We start from the raw sequence: 17,069 nt of genomic DNA on the forward strand, positions 1-17,069 counted from the left end.
TTTTATGCATGTCGTTCTCCCAAAACCGGGGCCACTTTTGGGCGACATGCATTGGGCGAGGACGGCACCGTCGTCAGGCGATCGCGCGTCGTGGCAATTCCTGCTTCGCGAATCGCTTGGCGCCTACGACGCAGAGCACGACGCCAAGCGTGACGACCACCATCAGCGGGCTGACCTGCTCGTGCAGCAGCGTCGCTGCCAGTGCCAATCCGAAAAATGGCTGCAGCAGCTGCAACTGCCCGACCGCGGCGATGCCGCCTTGCGCCAGCCCGCGATACCAGAACACGAAGCCGATCAGCATGCTGAACAGCGAGACATAGGCAAGCCCTATCCACGCCCTGACGCCGACGCCTTCGAACGATGGCGGCATGGTCATCAGCGTCAGCACCAGCATGATCGGCAGCGACAGCACCAGCGCCCAGCAGATCACTTGCCAGCCGCCGAGCTTGCGCGACAGCGCGGCGCCCTCGGCATAGCCCAGGCCGCAGGCGATGATGGCGGCCAGCATCAGACCATCGCCCACCGGCGAGGCCGTCACGCCCTGCGTCAGGGCAAAACCCGCGACCAGCGCGCTGCCGATGCATGAAAACAGCCAGAACGCCGGGCGCGGACGGTCGCCGCCGCGCAGCACGCCGAAGATCGCGGTCGCCAACGGCAGCAGGCCGACGAAGATGATGGAATGGGCCGTGGTGACGTGCTTGAGCGCCAACGCGGTCAGCAGGGGAAACCCGACAACCACGCCAAGTGCGACGATCACCAGCGACAGCAGATCGCCGCGCTCCGGGCGTTTCTGCCGAAACAGAAGCAGCAGCGCCAGGCCAAGCAGGCCGGCAATCGCCGCCCGGGCCGACGTCAGGAATGTCGGATCGAAATCCCTGACCGCCACGCGCGTTGCCGGCAGGGAGCCGCTGAAGATCAACACGCCGATGAATCCATTCATCCAGCCGCTCGCGGTCTTGTCCATCGTATGCTCCGTTTGTCGGCTCCGTATCGCGCGGAGCCGGTGGTATCGCCAGAGACAATGCGGTACAATTATGCAAAACTGTCATGCTTGGCAGAGCAGTACGGATGGACAAACAGACCACAGGAAGCGAGAGCAGCGGAACGCTGGTCGAAGGTGTCATGGCGACGATCCGCCAGCGGATCGCGGCGCGCAGCCTGACGCCGGGAGCGCAATTGCCGTCGATCCGCGCCTTTGCCAAATCCATGCGAGTGTCCAAATCCACCGTGGTCGAAGCCTATGAGCGGCTCGCCGCCGAAGGGACGATCCGCTCGCGGCCGGGCTCCGGATTCTATGCCGCCGGATCGCTGGCGCCGCTGTCGCTGGCCGAAATCGGCCCCCGCCTCGACCGCGCGGTCGATCCACTCTGGATCTCACGCCAGTCCCTGGAGGCCGGCGACGACATGCTGAAACCCGGCTGCGGCTGGCTGCCGGCCTCGTGGATGCCGCAGGCCGGTCTGCGCCGGGCACTGCGCACGGTAGCGCGTGCCGACGATGTCGCACTGGCCGATTACGGCACGCCGCTCGGCCTGCCGCCGCTGCGGCAATTGCTGGCGCGGCGTATGGCCGGGCACGGCATCGAGGCCTCTCCCGAGCAGATCATGCTGACGGAATCAGGCACGCAGGCCATCGACCTGTTGTGCCGGTTCCTGATCGAGCCCGGCGACACCGTGCTGGTCGACGACCCCTGCTACTTCAACTTCCATGCTTTGTTGCGCGCCCACCGAGCCAAGGTCGTCAGCGTTCCCTACACGCCGTCGGGGCCGGACATCGATCTGTTCGCGCAGGCGCTGGCCGAGCATCGGCCGCGCCTCTACATCACCAATTCCGCCATCCACAACCCGACCGGCGCGGTGCTGTCGCCAGTCACCGCCCATCGGCTGCTCAAGCTCGCCGACCAGTCGGAATTGACTATCGTCGAAGACGACATCTTCGCCGATTTTGAACATGCGCCCGCCCCCAGGCTGGCGGCGTTCGATGGTCTGAACCGCGTCGTCCACATCGGCAGCTTCTCCAAGACGCTGTCGGCGTCGGTTCGCTGCGGCTTCATCGCAGCCCCCCGCGACTGGATCGAGCCCCTGACCGACCTGAAGATCGCCACCACCTTTGGCGGCGGCCGGCTTGCGGCCGAATTGGTGCTGACGCTGCTCAAAGACGGCAGTTACCGGAAGCACATGGATTTGCTGCGCGCACGGCTTGCGCGCGCCATGGGCGAGACGGGCGCCCGCCTGAAGGCGATCGGCATCTCACCCTGGATCGACCAGCCGGCCGGCCTGTTCCTGTGGTGCAGTCTGCCGGATGGCGTCGATGCGGCCGAAGTGGCCCGCCGCGCTCTGGCCGACAATATCGTGCTGGCGCCCGGCAACGCATTCAGCCTGTCTGGAACGGCCAGCCGCTTCCTGCGCTTCAACGTCGCCCAATGCACGGACGAGCGGATTTTCAGGGTGATCGAGGCAGCGATGGCGCGACCAAGCTGATCCTGTTGCCTGGACAACCTCCGGCTGCTAAGGGACGGATCTGCGCGTCGAGAGAATATCCGCGCGATCCGGGATAACGACTATGGGAACCAGCAAGTCAGCAGACAAGTAGGCCGCAACAGCACTTCGTTGTTGCGGCGGCCCGTCATTTCCCATCTTCAGTGCGAACGGCAGATCGCCGCCAAATGTAGCCATTTGAGCGGATGTTCAATCATGCCTTTTCCAAAAAACCCGACATGGACCACTTCCCTGCCAGCAGCCATGGTGCTGATGGCGCCCTTCGACATCCTGGCCTCGCTGGCCATGGACATCTACCTCCCGATTGTCCCGGCGATGCCGGAGATCCTCAAGACATCGCCCGATGTCATCCAACTGACACTGAGCCTCTACATGATCTGCCTTGGGCTCGGCCAAATCGTCTTCGGCCCGATTTCCGACAGGATCGGCAGGCGTCCGGTGCTGATCGGCGGCGCGCTTTTGTTTGCAGGCGCTTCCGTCCTGCTCGCCTGCACCTCGCTGGCCATGGTGTTCGTCGCCTTGCGGGTCGTGCAGGCCATCGGTGCATCCGCCGTTCTCGTTGCGACCTTTGCAACGGTTCGCGACGTCTATGCGCAGAGGCTTGAAAGTGCCGTCATCTACGGCCTGTTCAGTTCGATGCTGGCGTTCGTGCCGGCGTTAGGGCCGATTGCCGGTGCGTTGATCGCCGACAATCTCGGCTGGCGCGCGATCTTCCTGACGCTCGGCGGTCTGGCGGTAGCCGCCACCCTCAATGCATGGCCGAGATGGCATGAAACACGACCTACCAATGGCAACGACAGGCGAATGGCGTTTCGTCCCATTCTCTCCAGCTTCGCCTTCTGGGCGTACACGCTCGGCTTCAGTGCCGCCATGGGCGCCTTCTTCGTGTTCTTTTCGACGGCGCCGCGGGTGCTCATGGACCGCGCCGGCTTTTCACAGCTCGGTTTCAGCCTGGCCTTCGCCACCGCGGCGCTGGTGATGATCGTGACCACCCGCTTCGCCAAAAAGTTCATTGCACGTTGGGGCGTCGCGGGCAGTGCTATCAGAGGCATGGCGATGTTGCTGCTCGGCGCGGCTCTGCTGGCGGCCGGGCAACTGTTCGCGGCGCCGTCCTTCGCGACATTCGTCTTACCGATGTGGGTCGTTGCCGCGGGTATCGTCTTCGCTGTCTCAGTCACCGCGAACGGCGCACTCGAGGCGTTCGGCGATGTCGCGGGAACCGCCGTCGCGCTCTACTTCTGCATCCAGAGCCTTGTCGTCGGCATCCTCGGCACGCTGTTCGTCATCCTGCTTGATGGAGACACGGCGTGGCCGCTGGTGGGCTACTGTTCGGTCATGGCGACGCTCACACTAGGCGCACTGAGGCATTTGCAGAAACGCCAAACCGAATAGACGGGACAGATGAGAAGCCTGGGCGGTTGGCGCAGGCTTCTCATCGTTGTCAGCGCGACGCCGCGCAGACCTCCCGCACGCGGTCGCGCAACCAGCGTTGCGCCGGATCGGCATCGAGGCGCGGATGCCAGAGCATGGAGATGGTGACCTCGGCGGTGGCAACCGGCAGGGGAAAACTGTGCATGCCGGTGCGTGCACCCTCGGTATGCCGCTCCGGAACGCTTGCGATCAGGTCTGATGTGCGGGCCATGGCAAGGGCTGCCGAGAACCCGGAAACCATGCACACGACCGTCCGCTGCAGCCCGAGCCGGTTCAAAGCCTCGTCGATCGGCCCTTTCTCGCGGCCACGCCGTGAAACGCTGATGTGCCGGCCTGCGGCATAGCGCTCCGGCGTCACCGCGCCCTCGCTCAACGGATGGCCCATTCGCACGGCGCCGATGAAGCGGTCGCGAAGCAATGCCTGGATGCGCACCTCCGGTCCGGTCTCGCCAGCGACGCCTATGTCCAGGTCGATCGCCGCATCGCGCAGCGACATGACGTCTCTATCGGACTTCGGTGCAAAGCGGAGCCGCACGCCGGGCGCATCGGCCTGGATACGGGCAACGAGACGAGGTGCGAATTCTTCGACGAAGCTCTCATTGGTGCGCAGCGTGAAGACCCTGTCCAGGCTCGGGAGATCGAGCAAGGTGGCAGGGCGCAGGAGGGCCTCCGCATCCTGGACGACACGACCCGCCTGTTGTCGCAGTTCTTCCGCACGCGGCGTCGCCACCAGGCCGCGACCGGCGCGAACCAGCAGCGGATCTCCCGTCGCCTCGCGCAGCCGCGCCAGCGTCCGGCTCATCGCCGAGGGGCTGAGGCGCAGGCGGCTGGCGGCACGCGCCACGCTGCCTTCGGCCAGCAGGACGTCGAGAGCGAACAGTAAGTTGAGATCGGGTGACGTCATCGACAGATCATGGCATGATATGGCGCCAAACGCACGAATAAGATGCAAATGCTGCGCCTTCCGCCACATTGGCCAAGGAACTAGATCTCCGGCAGTTCCGGTTGTGGGACTGATGGAAGGAGATCGCCGTGGCAATTGCTGAGCAAAATCGGGACGGGCGGCTGACATCGGCGCCGCCACGGATGCAATCCGCCGGCTGGGCGTTGGCAAGCCTGTCGCTCGCCACGCTGCTATCCTCGCTGGGAACCAGCATTGCCAGCGTCGGGCTGCCGTCGCTGATGCAGAATTTCGGCGCGACGTTCCAGTCCGTACAATGGGTTGTTCTGGCCTATCTGCTCGCCATCACCACACTGATCGTCAGCGCCGGCCGGCTGGCCGACATGTTTGGACGCCGGCCGTTGCTGCTTGGCGGCATTGCGCTGTTCACATCGGCATCGGTGCTCTGCGGCCTGGCGCCGACACTGTGGCTGCTGATCGCCGCACGCGCCGTGCAGGGACTTGGCGCGGCGCTGATGATGGCGCTGACGCTGGCCTTTGTCGCCGAAACCGTGACCAAAGACAGAATTGGCAGCGCCATGGGTCTGCTCGGCGCCATGTCCGCGATCGGCACGACACTTGGCCCCTCGCTCGGCGGCCTTTTGATCGCCGGCTTTGGCTGGCGCGCGATCTTCCTCGTCAATGTCCCGCTGGGTGTGCTCACCTTCGCTCTCGCCTGGCGTGCCTTGCCGGCACGCAATAAAACCGCGCGGCTCGACCGAGGCACGTTCGATGTCATGGGCACTGCCCTGCTGGCCCTGACATTGGCCGCCTATGCGCTGGCCATGACGCTTGGCAGAGGCAATTTCGGACCGCTCAACGTCGGCCTGCTGGTCGCTGCCGGCATCGGTGTTTTTCTTTTCGCCGCCGCGCAGGCGAGTGTGAAAAACCCCTTGATCCAGCTTGCCAGCTTCCGCGACTTCCAACTGAGCGCCAGCCTCGCCATGAGCCTCGTTGTCGCGACGGTAATGATGGCGACTTTGGTGGTTGCCCCGTTCTATCTTTCGCGAGGACTTGGGCTCGATGCCGCAATGGTCGGCCTCGTGCTGTCGACCGGGCCGCTTGTCTCGGCCCTGTCGGCGCTGGTGGCTGGACGCCTGACCGATCGCTTCGGCGCCCACAAGATGATGGTCGCCGGCCTGCTCAGCCTCACGACAGGCACGTTCCTGCTGTCGCTCGCCATGGTGACGCTCGGCATTGCCGGCTATGTCGTTCCGATCACCGTCACCTGCATCGGCTACGCGCTGTTCCAGACATCCAACAATGCAGCCGTCATGGCCGGCATCAGTGCCGGCCAGCGCGGCGTCGTCTCCGGCCTGCTCAACCTTTCGCGCAATCTCGGGCTGATCACCGGCGCCTCGTTGATGGGTGCCATATTCGCCGTCGCATCGGCCGAAAAGCACCAAAGCATTGGTCTTCTGAGTTCCGAGGCCGCCCGGGGGATGCAGGTCACATTTCAGACGGCGACAGTGCTGGCGCTGATCGCGCTGGTCCTCGCGCTGCTCTCTGCCCGCGCCGCAGGCCGCACGGAATCCAGGGGTTCGTGACGCGCCACACCGCTCAGAGAGTAGAATTCCCAAACAGGCTCAGGCGCCTGCCCGCTTGCGGCGTTCATAGAGCATGACCAGCGTTTCAGCCGTCAAGGCAGGCTTTTCCTCGCCTTCGATCTCGACCGTATTGGCTGCCTTCATGAGATACTGGCCGGGACCCCTGTCCTCCATGGACAGCAGCGTGATGCGCAGCCTGATGCGCGCGCCGACCTTGACCGGTGCCAGGAAGCGCACCTTGTCGAAGCCATAATTGAAGGCAGCCTGGGTGTTCTCGGGCACGATGCCCATGCCGAGCGCCAGTGCGCCGATGATCGACAGCGTCAGATAGCCATGCGCAATCGTCGTGCGGAACGGGCTTTGCCGCCGCGCCCTTTCAGGGTCGACATGGATCCATTGGTGGTCGCCGGTGCATTCGGCGAACTGGTCGATGCGGTTCTGGTCGACCGTCGTCCACTCCGATACGCCAAGCTCCTGCCCGGCCATCATCCTCAACTGCTCGTAGGTCGGCGGCGCTTTAGGCCGTATTTCGTTCATTCCTGGTTTCCCGATCGCTTCCAAAGCCTCCGGACCACGAACTGACGGCCTCTGTCAATTCGCTCGGCGCGAATCCGTTCCGCCGGTTTCGGCCGCAATCGTGCCACGCCGCGAGCGCAGTCGCAGGCCAAATCGGGATTTCCAGGCTTCAGGGCCGCCGGCAGCAACGAGCCGGCCTAGACCATTTCCGCTACTTCTTCTCGTAGCCGGCGCGGATTTCCTCCATCGCCTGCTTGATGCGCGTGCGCAGGATGTCGACCGATTCGGTGCCGGATTTCTTGACCAGCTCAGCCACTTCGCCGGCATTCTTCAACGCGACCTCGAAGGACTTTCTGGCGAACTCCGTCTGTTTGGCCATCAGTTCCTGCGGATTGCCCGGCGCCCTGTAGCTTTGCGCCATGTCCGTGACCTCGCGCAGCGTGTCCTGCAGCATCTCGCGCTGCCTGGACAACAGCGAGGTCGCGCCGGCGGCACTGGCTCGTGCCGATTTCTCCAGCGCTTCGAGGTTCTTGCGGTGATGGGCGAGGATCGCCTCGACATCGACATTGGGCACCTTCAGGTCGCGGCCGAACCTGCCGAACATGTCCATGAAGGAATCGGATTCCGGTTGTTTCGCCATGCTCGTTTGCTCCCCTTTGCCGCATGATGCGGGCACCCTCGGCGGGAGAATAGCACTCGCATGCCGTGAGTCCATTCGGACACGGAGGAGTGAGCGCCAGTCTGGTCGCGCATCAATTCACGAGGAACAGCCGCTCGGCCACATAGAGCACGACACCGGCGAGCCCGCCGATGATCATGCCGTTGAAGCGGATATACTGCAGGTCCCGACCGATGTTCATCTCGATCAGCCGCGTCAGCTGCGCAAGATCCCAGCGCTTGACCTGGTCGGCGATGAATGTCGACACGCCGGCCTTCTGGCTCTCCACGAACGACGCCAGAGCCACCACGAACCCCTGGTTCATGTCGGCCCGGATCTGAGCATCGCCGGCAAGATGGCGGCCGACCTCGACGAACATGTTGGCAAGATGCGCGCGGACAACCGAATTCGGCGCCTTGGCGTCCTGCTCGATGAACTGGCTGAGGCTTGCCCACATCTCGCCGGCCAATCCCTTGACCTCCGGCCGGGCCAGGAAATCGCGCTTCAGCTTCTCGGCCCGTTTGGCGTATTGCTTCGATGTTCTCAGCTTCTCGACGAAGCCTTGGGCGAAGCGGTCGAATTCGGCGCGCATCGGGTGGTCGGGATCGGCCCTCACCTCGTCGAGAAGCGAGCCGGCCGAGGCGACGATCTTCTTCAGGAGATAGGCGTCGGCGCGGAACAGGTTGAACAGCGACGGCAGTTCCTCGCGGATCTTTTCGCGCATCGTCGCCAGCGCCTTTTCGTCATTGAGGAACCTGCCGATCACCTTGGTGAACTCGTCGAACAGTTTCTGGTGGCGGCGGTCGTCGGTAAGCGCTGACAACAGCTCGGCGGCCAGCGGCGCCAGCGGCACCTTTTCGATCTGTTCGAGCATGCGGCTGGTGACGAACCCGCGCAGGCCGGATTGCTCGACAGCGGCCAGCGTCTGCGGCACCAGCCGCACGACGAAGCGCGACAGGCCGGCGGCGCGCTCCGTATCGGCCAGCCAGTCGGCGACGAGTGCCGAGAAATCCACCTCGGCGAGCTTTTCGCGCACCGGTTCAGGCGCCAGGAAGTTGACCTCGATGAAGCGACCGAGATTGTCGGCGATGCGGTTCTGGTTCTCCGGGATGATGGCCGTGTGCGGGATCGGCAGCCCCAGCGGCCGCCTGAACAGCGCCACCACCGCGTACCAGTCGGCCAGACCGCCGATGGTCGCGGCCTCGGCAAAGGCGGCGACGAAGCCGAGCCATGGATAGGTGCGCTCGAAGGATTTGGCGAGCGCAAACACCAGCACGCAAAGCGCCAGTGCGGCCGCCGCAAGGAATTTTGTCCGCCGCAACGCGGAAAGCTTGGCATCCGCCTCGGCATCGAAACGGACCGGCGCCAGGGGCGAAGCCGATTGTGACATGGGTGAGCCGCTCCTCGTCGATCTCAGCCTATTTAGTGTTCCGATGGCCGAAATACCCGCGACAGCGGGTTTCGCCCGGAACTTTCCCCGGCCGCGCACACAAAGTTGAGGAGAAAATTCATCTATCGCACGAAGCTAGTCTGGAATTATTCCAAGGTATAGGCCATATTCCGCCCGAGCCAATGTGGCGAATCCGGAAATTCGGGTCAAAGCCATATCAGCAAAATTTCCAGATCTGGCGTGGTTGCACCGCACCAGTGCCTTGTGAGGACAAAATGCGGCTTACGCGCCAGACCAACTATGCCATGCGCATCTTGATGTATTGCGCGGCCAATGATGACCGATTGAGCCGCATCCCCGAAATCGCGGCCGCCTATTCGGTGTCGGAGCTTTTCCTGTTCAAGATCCTGCAGCCCCTGGTCGAGCACGGCCTCGTCCAGACCGTGCGCGGTAGGAATGGCGGCGTCAAGCTTGGCCGGGCGGCCGAAGCCATCAGCCTGTTCGATGTCGTGCGCGTGACAGAAGAGAGCTTCGCCATGGCCGAATGCTTCGAGAACGATGCCGCCGAATGCCCGCTCGTCGATAGCTGCGCGCTGAACTCGGCGCTGCGCGAGGCGCTGAACGCGTTCTTCGCCGTGCTGGAGCGCTATACGATCGCCGACCTCGTGGCGGCACGTCCAAATGTGCGCAACCTGCTCGGAATCGACATGCTGGAGCGCCGCGCACCAGCTGCCTGACCCAGCAGGGGCGCGGGCTAGATCTGCAATCAGGCCGCTGACTGAGGCAGCACGAACGGCATATTGCCGGCCGGCAGCACGCCGACCCTGAGCCGGCAGTCGAACACTTTTTCGATCAGGTCATCGCTCAGCACATCCCGCGGCGACCCGGTGGCGGCTAGCCTGCCGCGATGCATGACGAAGATCCGGTCGGCATACATGGCCGTCAGATTGAGGTCGTGCAGGATGGCGACCACGCCGCCGCCCCTTCTGGCGAAGTCGCGGGCAATGTTCATGATGATCAGCTGGTGCTTGATGTCGAGGCTGGAAACCGGCTCGTCGAGGAACAGAAAGCGCGGCTTGCCGTCGAGCACCGGTGCCCAGACCTGGCTCAGCACGCGTGCGAGCTGAACGCGCTGTTGCTCGCCGCCCGAAAGCTCCTGGTAGAAACGGCCGGCAAAGCCGTCGAGATCGACACGCGCCAGCGCCCGTTCCGGCAGCCGCGCATCCTCGCCCGGCAAGACGCCTGAGCGGCCGCCGACAAGGCCGAGCTTGACCACTTCCCGCACGGTGAACGGGAACGACAGCGTCGTCGCCTGCGGCAGCACCGCACGATGGACGGCCACCTCGATCGGCTTCATCGTCGAGAGATCTCGGCCGTTGAGGGCAACGCGCCCGGTGTAGGCGAGTTCGCCGGAAAGCGCTTTGAGGAAGGTCGTCTTGCCCGAACCATTGGGGCCGACGATGGCGGCGATCTCGCCGGGCCGCGCGTGGAAATCGATACCGCTGACGATAGGCTTGCCGGCGATATCAACCGAAACATCCTTGGCCTCGATCATCAAGCCTCACAAATCAACCACGCCGCGCTTGCGCAGCAGGATCCAAAGGAAAAACGGCGCGCCCGCTATCGCGGTGACGATGCCTATCGGCAGTTCGGCCGGCGCAACGATGGTGCGTGCGACCGCGTCGGCCAGAAGCAGCAGCGAGGCACCGAGCAGCGCCGACGCCGGCAGCAGATAGCGATTGTCCGGACCAATCAGCAGGCGCAGCAGATGCGGTACCACGATGCCGACGAAGCCGATGCCGCCGCTGACGGCGACGGATGCGCCGACCGCGGCAGAGACGCCGACGATGGCCGTGTATTTCAGCCGCTGCACCGGAATGCCGAGATGACCGGCGGTCGCCTCGCCAAGCGCCAGCGCGTTGAGGCCGCGTGCCAGGAACGGCATCGCCGCCAGCGCCAGCACGATGATCGGCCCTACCGACGCGATCTTCGCCCAGGTTGCGCCGCCGAGCGATCCGAGTTGCCAGAAGGTCAGGTCGCGCAACTGGCGATCGTCGGCCATGAAGATAAGAATGCCGGTCAGCGCCATGGCGAGCGCCGCCAGCGCGATGCCGGCAAGCAGCATTGTGGCAACCGAGGTTTGCCCCCGCCGCGTCGCGACCTGGTAAAGCACCAGCGTGGTGGCGAGCCCGCCACAGAAGGCCGCCAGCGGCAGTGCAAGCGTGCCGAGCAAGGCGGTCACCGGAGCCAATATCGTGGCGCCGAGCACGATGACGGCAACCGCGCCGAGGCTGGAGCCGGCCGAGACGCCGATCAGGCCGGGGTCGGCCAGCGGATTGCGGAACAGTCCCTGCATGACCGCGCCGGAGACCGCGAGCGCCGCGCCGACCAGCATGCCGAGGATGATGCGCGGCAGGCGGATGTCATAGACGATCAGGCTGTCGCGGGCGCTCACCGCGGCGTCATCAGGCACTGTGCCGAACAGCCAGCCCCCGATGACGTTGACGGCCGAAGCGTCCGAAGCCCCCGATGTCAGCGACAGAAAAACGGCAGCCGCGAGCCCCAGGCACAGCAGCAGAATGACGATGCGGGCGCGGCCCGACCTGTCGCCTTCGGATACGCTTGCCATCACCGGGCCGGCGATCGATTGATCGACCATGATCCGCCCGTTCAGTCCGTGACCTGCCCGCCATAAAGCGAGACAGCGAGGTCGTGGATGGCATCGGCCGTGCGTGGCCCGAAGCCGAGCAGATAGGCACCGTCGATGCGGATCAGCTTGCGCGCCGTTCCGGCCGGCGTCGAGGCGATCGACGGATTGCCGAACAGTTCGTCGTCCGAGACCGGAGGCCCGGCATTGCTCATCATCAGGATCACGTCCGGTCTGACGGTTATGATCGCCTCGTCGGACATTTGCTTGTAGCCGGAAAAGCCCTCGACCGCGTTGACGCCGCCAGCCAGCTTGACCATACCGTCGGCCGCGGTCTCGCTGCCGGCCGCCAGGATCTTGCCGCCCTGTATCGACAGCACGAACAGGATGCGCTTGCGTTCCTTGATCGACGTCGTCTGCTTCTCGGCTGCCGTGAGCTTGGCATCGAGTTCCCTGGCCAGCACCTCGGCCTTGGCGTCGACGCCGAGCGCCTTGCCGACGATACGGACCTTTTCGAGGATGCCTTCGTGGCTATAGTGCTCGGGCACTTCGATGAACGGGACGCTCGTCTTCTTCAAGACGTCGACGGCTTCCTTGGGACCGCTGCCATGCAACGCCAGGATGCCGGTCGGGTTGACCGAGAGCACGCCTTCCGGTGACAGCGCACGCATATAGCCGACATCGGGCAACTCAAGCGCCGCCTTTGGGTACCGGCTGGTGGAATCGCGAGCCACCAGATGCTTTTCCTCGCCGAGCGCATAGACGATCTCGGTGATCGAGCCGCCAACGGCCACGATTTTCGAAGGATCGGCAAACACGGCCGTGCCTTCCATGGCGCTGGCGGATTGCAGTGCGATAACAGCCATGGAGAGACCGATCACCGGCCCGAAAATAGATCCGCGCACGGTCGACAATCTTGGGAAAAAACGCATCGCATTTTCCTCAGGCTGCGGTCGGGCTTGGGATGCGCGGCAGGTTTTCCGCCAGGAAGCGCCAGTCGTCCCGCTCGCTTTCGCCTTCATGACGCTTGCCGAAGAACTGGATGAACATCTTGCCGTCGGAATCATAGACCTCAAGCGAGGTGACATGACCGTCCTTGGTCGGCTTGCGCACTGCCCAGACCTCCTGGATGTGGTCGGTGCGCAAATGCAGGTGGAAGGTTTCGTCCAGCACGTTGATCCATGGCCCCATCGGCTTGATCGACTTGATCGGACCGGAATGGATCTGGATGCAGCCGCGGTTTCCCACAAAGCACATGATCGGCATCTCGCCCTCCGCAGCGTGATGAAACATGGCACGGACGGCATCATTGTCGAGCTGCCAGGCATAGTCTTGCCCGACCAGGCGCACCGCCTGCCGGCGGCTGAGCTTCAGCGTCTTCAGCATGCCGAAGAACTGGTGCACATCGGTCAGCCGGCTCCAGCGGTCGCGCAGATCGTCGAGATTGGCGGCCGCTTCGTCGCCATGGCTCTCGTCATCGGGGAGTGGTCCCGAAATGTCGACGGTCGGCTCCTGATTGGACGATTCGAGCGCGGCAACCAGCTTCTGATAGGCATAGAGGCTGGAGGCCGGACGCAAATGCACCTTGTGCACGGCCTCGCCCGCCGCATCGAAAAACTGCAGGCTGCGGCGGATTTCGTCGCCGTCTCGCTTCTCGACGGCAAAGCCGTGTGCCCAGACCTTCGGGAAGATGCGCAGGTCGATGTTTTCGCCAAGCACCATGGCATTGTGGTTGCCGGTGACGACCTTGTCATAGACGCCGATCTTTTCGTGCACCGCGCTCTCATTGCGGGTCAGCGCCATGACCTCGCCGACGGCCTCGAGGCCGGTCAGAAGATCGTTGACGCGCGGCTCGATGCGCACGACGCCGTCGCCGCAATGCGCGGCGACCAGTTCGGCTTCCGAAATGCCGAGCTGGGCAGCCAGATCACGCTCGCGCGTCTTCGGATTGTCTGTCCGTGCCCGCCGGATTTCATGCGGGGCGGGTTTTACGCGCTGATCCATGTTTCGTCCCTGCTGCCTACAGCAATTCCGGGAAAAGTGTGAAACGGTTTTCCGTCCGGAATTGCGTTAAAACAAAGAGCTAGAGCGGTTCGGCGTTTCCGTGAAACGGTGAACCGCTCTAGCCTTACTTGTTGAGAATGAGCTTGCCCTGACGGGTGATCTTCAGCCGGTAGAGCGCACCGTGATGCTCAATGCCGATCTCGTGCTCGCCCTGGAACAGAGTGTTGCTGGACAGGGTTCGCACCGCCAGCGGAACCCGGTCGAAACGGGTGGGGGCCGAGGCATCGTCGGAACGGCGGACGCGATAGCGAAAATCGTTGGGATTGTGGGTGTTCATCTCTGTCGATCCCTTTCCTGTGCCGGGCGTCTGGCTAGGCGTTGCGTAATCCGATTCATTTCTTGACTTGAATAATCATGTTTACTAGTCAGTGCAATACCGGATTAAATGAGTCAACATTTAAGACGCCGGAGACGATCAAAAATGCCAGCCAGCCCCGGGCCAGCCAGCATGAAACCTGGACTTTGGAGTTGGGGCATGGGGTTGGTGACTTGGGAATGGCGTGGCCGGTCGGCGGCGAACGGCGCGGCGGCATTGTTGGCAAGCGTGGCGGCTATCGCCTTGTCGGCGCAATTGGCTAACGCCCAGCAAGCGGCGCAGCCGACAGAGCAAACGAAGAAGGCTGAAGAAGAAAACGCCGCACCAGCGGGAGCAACGCTGCTCGACAAGATCCTCGTCATCAGCCGCACCGGCGAGACGGCGATCGAATCGCTGGCATCGACCAGCCATGTCGGCCAGGAACAGCTCGACCGCCGCATGGCGACGACGCCGAATGAGATGCTGCTTGGCGTGCCCGGTGTCGCGGCGCAGGCCGACGCCAGACGCGTCAGCACCAGTATCAACATCCGAGGCTTGCAGGATTTTGGTCGCGTCGCGGTCATCGTCGACGGCGCCCGTCAGAACTTCCAGCGTTCCGACCACGGCACGCAGTCGACCTTCTACATCGACCCCGAACTCGTCAAATCCGTGGATGTTATCCGTGGTCCTGTCGCCAACACCTATGGCTCAGGCGCCATCGGCGGCGTCGTCTTCTTCGACACCAAGGACGCCGGGGATTTCCTTAAGCCGGAAGAAACATGGGCCGGCTCCGTCACGGGACGCTATGAGAGCAACGGCAAGGGCTGGACAACAAGCGCATCCGGTGCCTACCGCCTCAACGAGAACTGGGATGTGCTCGGCAATATCGTCTACCGCAACTATGACGACTACAAGGATGGCGGTGGCGACACCGTCAAGGGCACCGGCTTCGATGTGCTTAGCGGCCTGCTCAAGACCACCATCCGGCCGGCCGACAACAGTGAGCTGAAGCTCGGCTGGGTCGGCTCAAGCGACGGCTGGAACGAGATCAGCGGCGGCGTGCCGGTCAATGACGTCGACCTGAAGTCGAACACCTTCACCGCCCGCTACAACATTACGGATGAGGACAAGAGCTGGCTCGATCTCCATATCAACACCTCCTACAACAAGACCAATCTCGATCTGACCAGCCTCGTGCCTCTCAACCGGTTTGACCCGAGCACCGGCCTTCCAGTTGTTTTGCCGGCTGGCTCGACATCGACATTCGACATCGGCACGACCAGCATCGACATTTGGAACACGTCCAGATTCGAGACTGCGGGAATCGCGCACGAACTGACCTATGGCGGCGACTGGGCCGGCGATAAAGTCGAGACCGGCGGCACGGCCGGTGGCGACAGCTTCTATACGCCTTCCGGCAAGCGGAACGTCTCCGGCGCCTATGTCCAGGACAAGCTCACCTGGGAGTGGCTCGAAGTCATCGCCGGGCTGCGTTACGACAATTACAGCCTCAAGGATGACACACACGAAACGTCGGGGGACCGGTTGTCGCCGCGCATCACCGTCGGCGTCTCGCCTTTCGACAGCGCCAGCCTTGCCGGCCTGCAATTCTACGGCACCTATGCGGAAGGATACCGGTCACCCTCCCTGTCGGAAACACTGATCAGCGGTCGCCATCCGGCAGGTGTCACCTTCCCGTTCCTGCCCAATCCCAATCTGCGGCCGGAAACCGGAAAGACCGTCGAATTCGGCGTCAACTACAAGCAGGATGACATCCTCGAAACCGGCGATGCGCTGCGCATCAAGGCAGCTTATTTCAACAACGATGTCGAAGACTACATCGATGGCGTTACCCTGTCGCGGTTTGACCCGACAGCCGGCTGCCCGAGCGGACCCGGTATCCCGATATGCTTCCAGTACCAGAATTTTGCCAAGGCCAAGATCGACGGCTTCGAACTTGAGGGCGTCTATGATGCCGGATGGGGCTATGCCGGGCTCTCGGCCTCAATCACCGATGGTCATACCATTTCCTACAAGGACGTTCGGGCCGACCTGCTGACCATCCCCTCATCCCAGGTCACCGCGCAGCTCGGCTTGCGCTTCCTCGAGGACAAGCTGACCGTGGGCGGCGAAGTGCAATACAATGGCAAGCCCAAGGGCAATCCGATCGCCGAGGACTACACGCTGGTCAATGCTTTTGCCAGCTACCAGGCGACGGACAATTTGAAGATTGATTTCCGCGCCGACAATCTGTTCGATGTAAAATACGCCAACCCGCTCAACCTGACCACGGCCGGCCAGCCGCCGCAGCCGGTTTTCGCGGCCTACGAGCCCGGCGTCACCCTGAAGCTGGCGGCGACGATGCGATTTGGAGGCTGACGACCATGACGAGCTTGATGACATCCCTTCGTCTGCTGACCTCGATGCTGGCGATGTCGCTTGCGATGGTTCCGGCGTGGGCACAAGAGTCCGCGCCGGTCCCTGCGCTGACCCTTGAACTCAACGGTGCGCAACCTTCCGACAAGGGTTGCCGCCTGACGTTCGTGGTCAACAACAATCTCGGCGCCGACCTGTCCAAGGCGGCGTTCGAGATCGCCCTGTTCAACGAGGCCGGCGTCGTCGACCGGCTGACCGTGCTCGACTTCAAGGAATTGCCGGCAGGCAAGACCAAGGTGACGCGTTTCGATCTGGCCGGCACCGAGTGCTCGAAAGTCAGCCGCGTGCTGATCAACAGCGCGACCGAATGCACCGGTACCGGCGTCGAACCGAACGCCTGCATGCGAAAGCTGAAGACGGACACCAAGACCGGGATCGCTTTCGGAGTCTGAGGTGGGGCTGCATCATGCATTCCCGCGAAACACCGTAGTGCAGCCTCTGGCCGACGATAGCAGACTGCCGGCGAACGATCTTGATTTGACAACTCTGCTCTTGTCGCTGCAGGTCTCGCGGCGAGACATGCAGGACATCAATCCCCTCCCCGAGGCCGGCGCCGAGCTGACCATAGAGCCAACCGAGCCGCTCGCGCTGCCGCGGCCATCGGCCTGGAGCCGCAAATGGACGGCGGCGATCGTCGTCTCCTGCCTGC

16 protein-coding genes are annotated in these 17,069 nt (G+C 63.4%); 6 read left to right on the plus strand and 10 right to left on the minus strand.

Annotated features, from left to right (window positions below):
• Positions 1 to 73: 73 nt before the first annotated feature.
• Positions 74 to 964: a DMT family transporter gene (locus tag NP945_RS22865; protein ID WP_127272798.1), complete on the minus strand. Its 891-nt coding sequence runs from the start codon at positions 962 to 964 to the stop codon at positions 74 to 76.
• Positions 965 to 1,068: 104 nt separating this feature from the next.
• Here NP945_RS22865 and NP945_RS22870 point away from each other — a divergent pair, with 104 nt between their 5' ends.
• Complete coding sequence (locus tag NP945_RS22870) at positions 1,069 to 2,478, plus strand: PLP-dependent aminotransferase family protein (RefSeq protein ID WP_127273129.1); 1,410 nt, start codon at positions 1,069 to 1,071, stop codon at positions 2,476 to 2,478.
• A gap of 213 nt (positions 2,479 to 2,691) precedes the next feature.
• Positions 2,692 to 3,888 carry a CmlA/FloR family chloramphenicol efflux MFS transporter gene (gene cml / locus NP945_RS22875; RefSeq protein WP_256747596.1) on the plus strand — a complete coding sequence of 399 codons (1,197 nt, stop codon included), beginning with the start codon at positions 2,692 to 2,694 and terminating at the stop codon, positions 3,886 to 3,888.
• Between the two features lie 49 nt (positions 3,889 to 3,937).
• On the opposite strand, the gene NP945_RS22880 is transcribed toward cml, so the two are convergent.
• Positions 3,938 to 4,831, minus strand: coding sequence for a LysR family transcriptional regulator (locus NP945_RS22880; protein WP_127320708.1), 894 nt, complete (start codon positions 4,829 to 4,831; stop codon positions 3,938 to 3,940).
• A gap of 128 nt (positions 4,832 to 4,959) precedes the next feature.
• Here NP945_RS22880 and NP945_RS22885 point away from each other — a divergent pair, with 128 nt between their 5' ends.
• A complete protein-coding gene (locus NP945_RS22885) occupies positions 4,960 to 6,414 on the plus strand; it encodes an MFS transporter (RefSeq protein WP_256747597.1) in 1,455 nt (484 codons plus the stop codon).
• A gap of 39 nt (positions 6,415 to 6,453) precedes the next feature.
• Here the strand turns inward: NP945_RS22885 and NP945_RS22890 are convergent, their stop codons facing one another.
• The 3 genes from NP945_RS22890 to NP945_RS22900 all read right to left on the minus strand — a co-directional run bounded on the left by NP945_RS22890 (position 6,454) and on the right by NP945_RS22900 (position 8,978).
• Entirely contained in the window at positions 6,454 to 6,951 is a 498-nt protein-coding gene (locus tag NP945_RS22890) for a MaoC family dehydratase (RefSeq protein ID WP_127267530.1), read from the minus strand.
• Between the two features lie 190 nt (positions 6,952 to 7,141).
• Complete coding sequence (locus NP945_RS22895) at positions 7,142 to 7,570, minus strand: phasin family protein (RefSeq protein WP_256747598.1); 429 nt, start codon at positions 7,568 to 7,570, stop codon at positions 7,142 to 7,144.
• Between the two features lie 112 nt (positions 7,571 to 7,682).
• A complete protein-coding gene (locus NP945_RS22900) occupies positions 7,683 to 8,978 on the minus strand; it encodes a DUF445 domain-containing protein (protein ID WP_128307865.1) in 1,296 nt (431 codons plus the stop codon).
• A gap of 275 nt (positions 8,979 to 9,253) precedes the next feature.
• Here NP945_RS22900 and rirA point away from each other — a divergent pair, with 275 nt between their 5' ends.
• The gene (gene rirA / locus NP945_RS22905; protein WP_127267528.1) at positions 9,254 to 9,715 is read left to right on the plus strand and encodes an iron-responsive transcriptional regulator RirA; all 462 of its coding nucleotides are present in this window, start codon (positions 9,254 to 9,256) and stop codon (positions 9,713 to 9,715) included.
• Between the two features lie 29 nt (positions 9,716 to 9,744).
• Here rirA and NP945_RS22910 read toward each other — a convergent pair whose 3' ends face one another.
• From NP945_RS22910 to hemP, 5 genes are all read right to left on the minus strand, one after another.
• Positions 9,745 to 10,533, minus strand: coding sequence for a heme ABC transporter ATP-binding protein (locus NP945_RS22910; RefSeq protein WP_256747599.1), 789 nt, complete (start codon positions 10,531 to 10,533; stop codon positions 9,745 to 9,747).
• Between the two features lie 6 nt (positions 10,534 to 10,539).
• The gene (locus tag NP945_RS22915; protein ID WP_127267526.1) at positions 10,540 to 11,637 is read right to left on the minus strand and encodes an iron ABC transporter permease; all 1,098 of its coding nucleotides are present in this window, start codon (positions 11,635 to 11,637) and stop codon (positions 10,540 to 10,542) included.
• A gap of 11 nt (positions 11,638 to 11,648) precedes the next feature.
• The gene (locus NP945_RS22920) at positions 11,649 to 12,557 is read right to left on the minus strand and encodes a hemin ABC transporter substrate-binding protein (RefSeq protein WP_256747600.1); all 909 of its coding nucleotides are present in this window, start codon (positions 12,555 to 12,557) and stop codon (positions 11,649 to 11,651) included.
• A 10-nt stretch (positions 12,558 to 12,567) separates the two neighbouring features.
• Positions 12,568 to 13,629 carry a hemin-degrading factor gene (locus tag NP945_RS22925; protein WP_127272243.1) on the minus strand — a complete coding sequence of 354 codons (1,062 nt, stop codon included), beginning with the start codon at positions 13,627 to 13,629 and terminating at the stop codon, positions 12,568 to 12,570.
• Positions 13,630 to 13,753: 124 nt separating this feature from the next.
• On the minus strand, positions 13,754 to 13,966 hold the full coding sequence (gene hemP / locus NP945_RS22930) for a hemin uptake protein HemP (RefSeq protein ID WP_127271521.1): 213 nt from the start codon (positions 13,964 to 13,966) through the stop codon (positions 13,754 to 13,756).
• Positions 13,967 to 14,164: 198 nt separating this feature from the next.
• Here hemP and NP945_RS22935 point away from each other — a divergent pair, with 198 nt between their 5' ends.
• On the plus strand, positions 14,165 to 16,363 hold the full coding sequence (locus tag NP945_RS22935) for a TonB-dependent hemoglobin/transferrin/lactoferrin family receptor (RefSeq protein WP_256747601.1): 2,199 nt from the start codon (positions 14,165 to 14,167) through the stop codon (positions 16,361 to 16,363).
• Positions 16,364 to 16,368: 5 nt separating this feature from the next.
• Complete coding sequence (locus NP945_RS22940) at positions 16,369 to 16,812, plus strand: hypothetical protein (protein WP_023812248.1); 444 nt, start codon at positions 16,369 to 16,371, stop codon at positions 16,810 to 16,812.
• The last annotated feature ends 257 nt before the right edge of the window (positions 16,813 to 17,069 follow it).

Source organism: Mesorhizobium sp. LMG17149 (assembly GCF_024518695.1).
Lineage (GTDB): Bacteria > Pseudomonadota > Alphaproteobacteria > Rhizobiales > Rhizobiaceae > Mesorhizobium.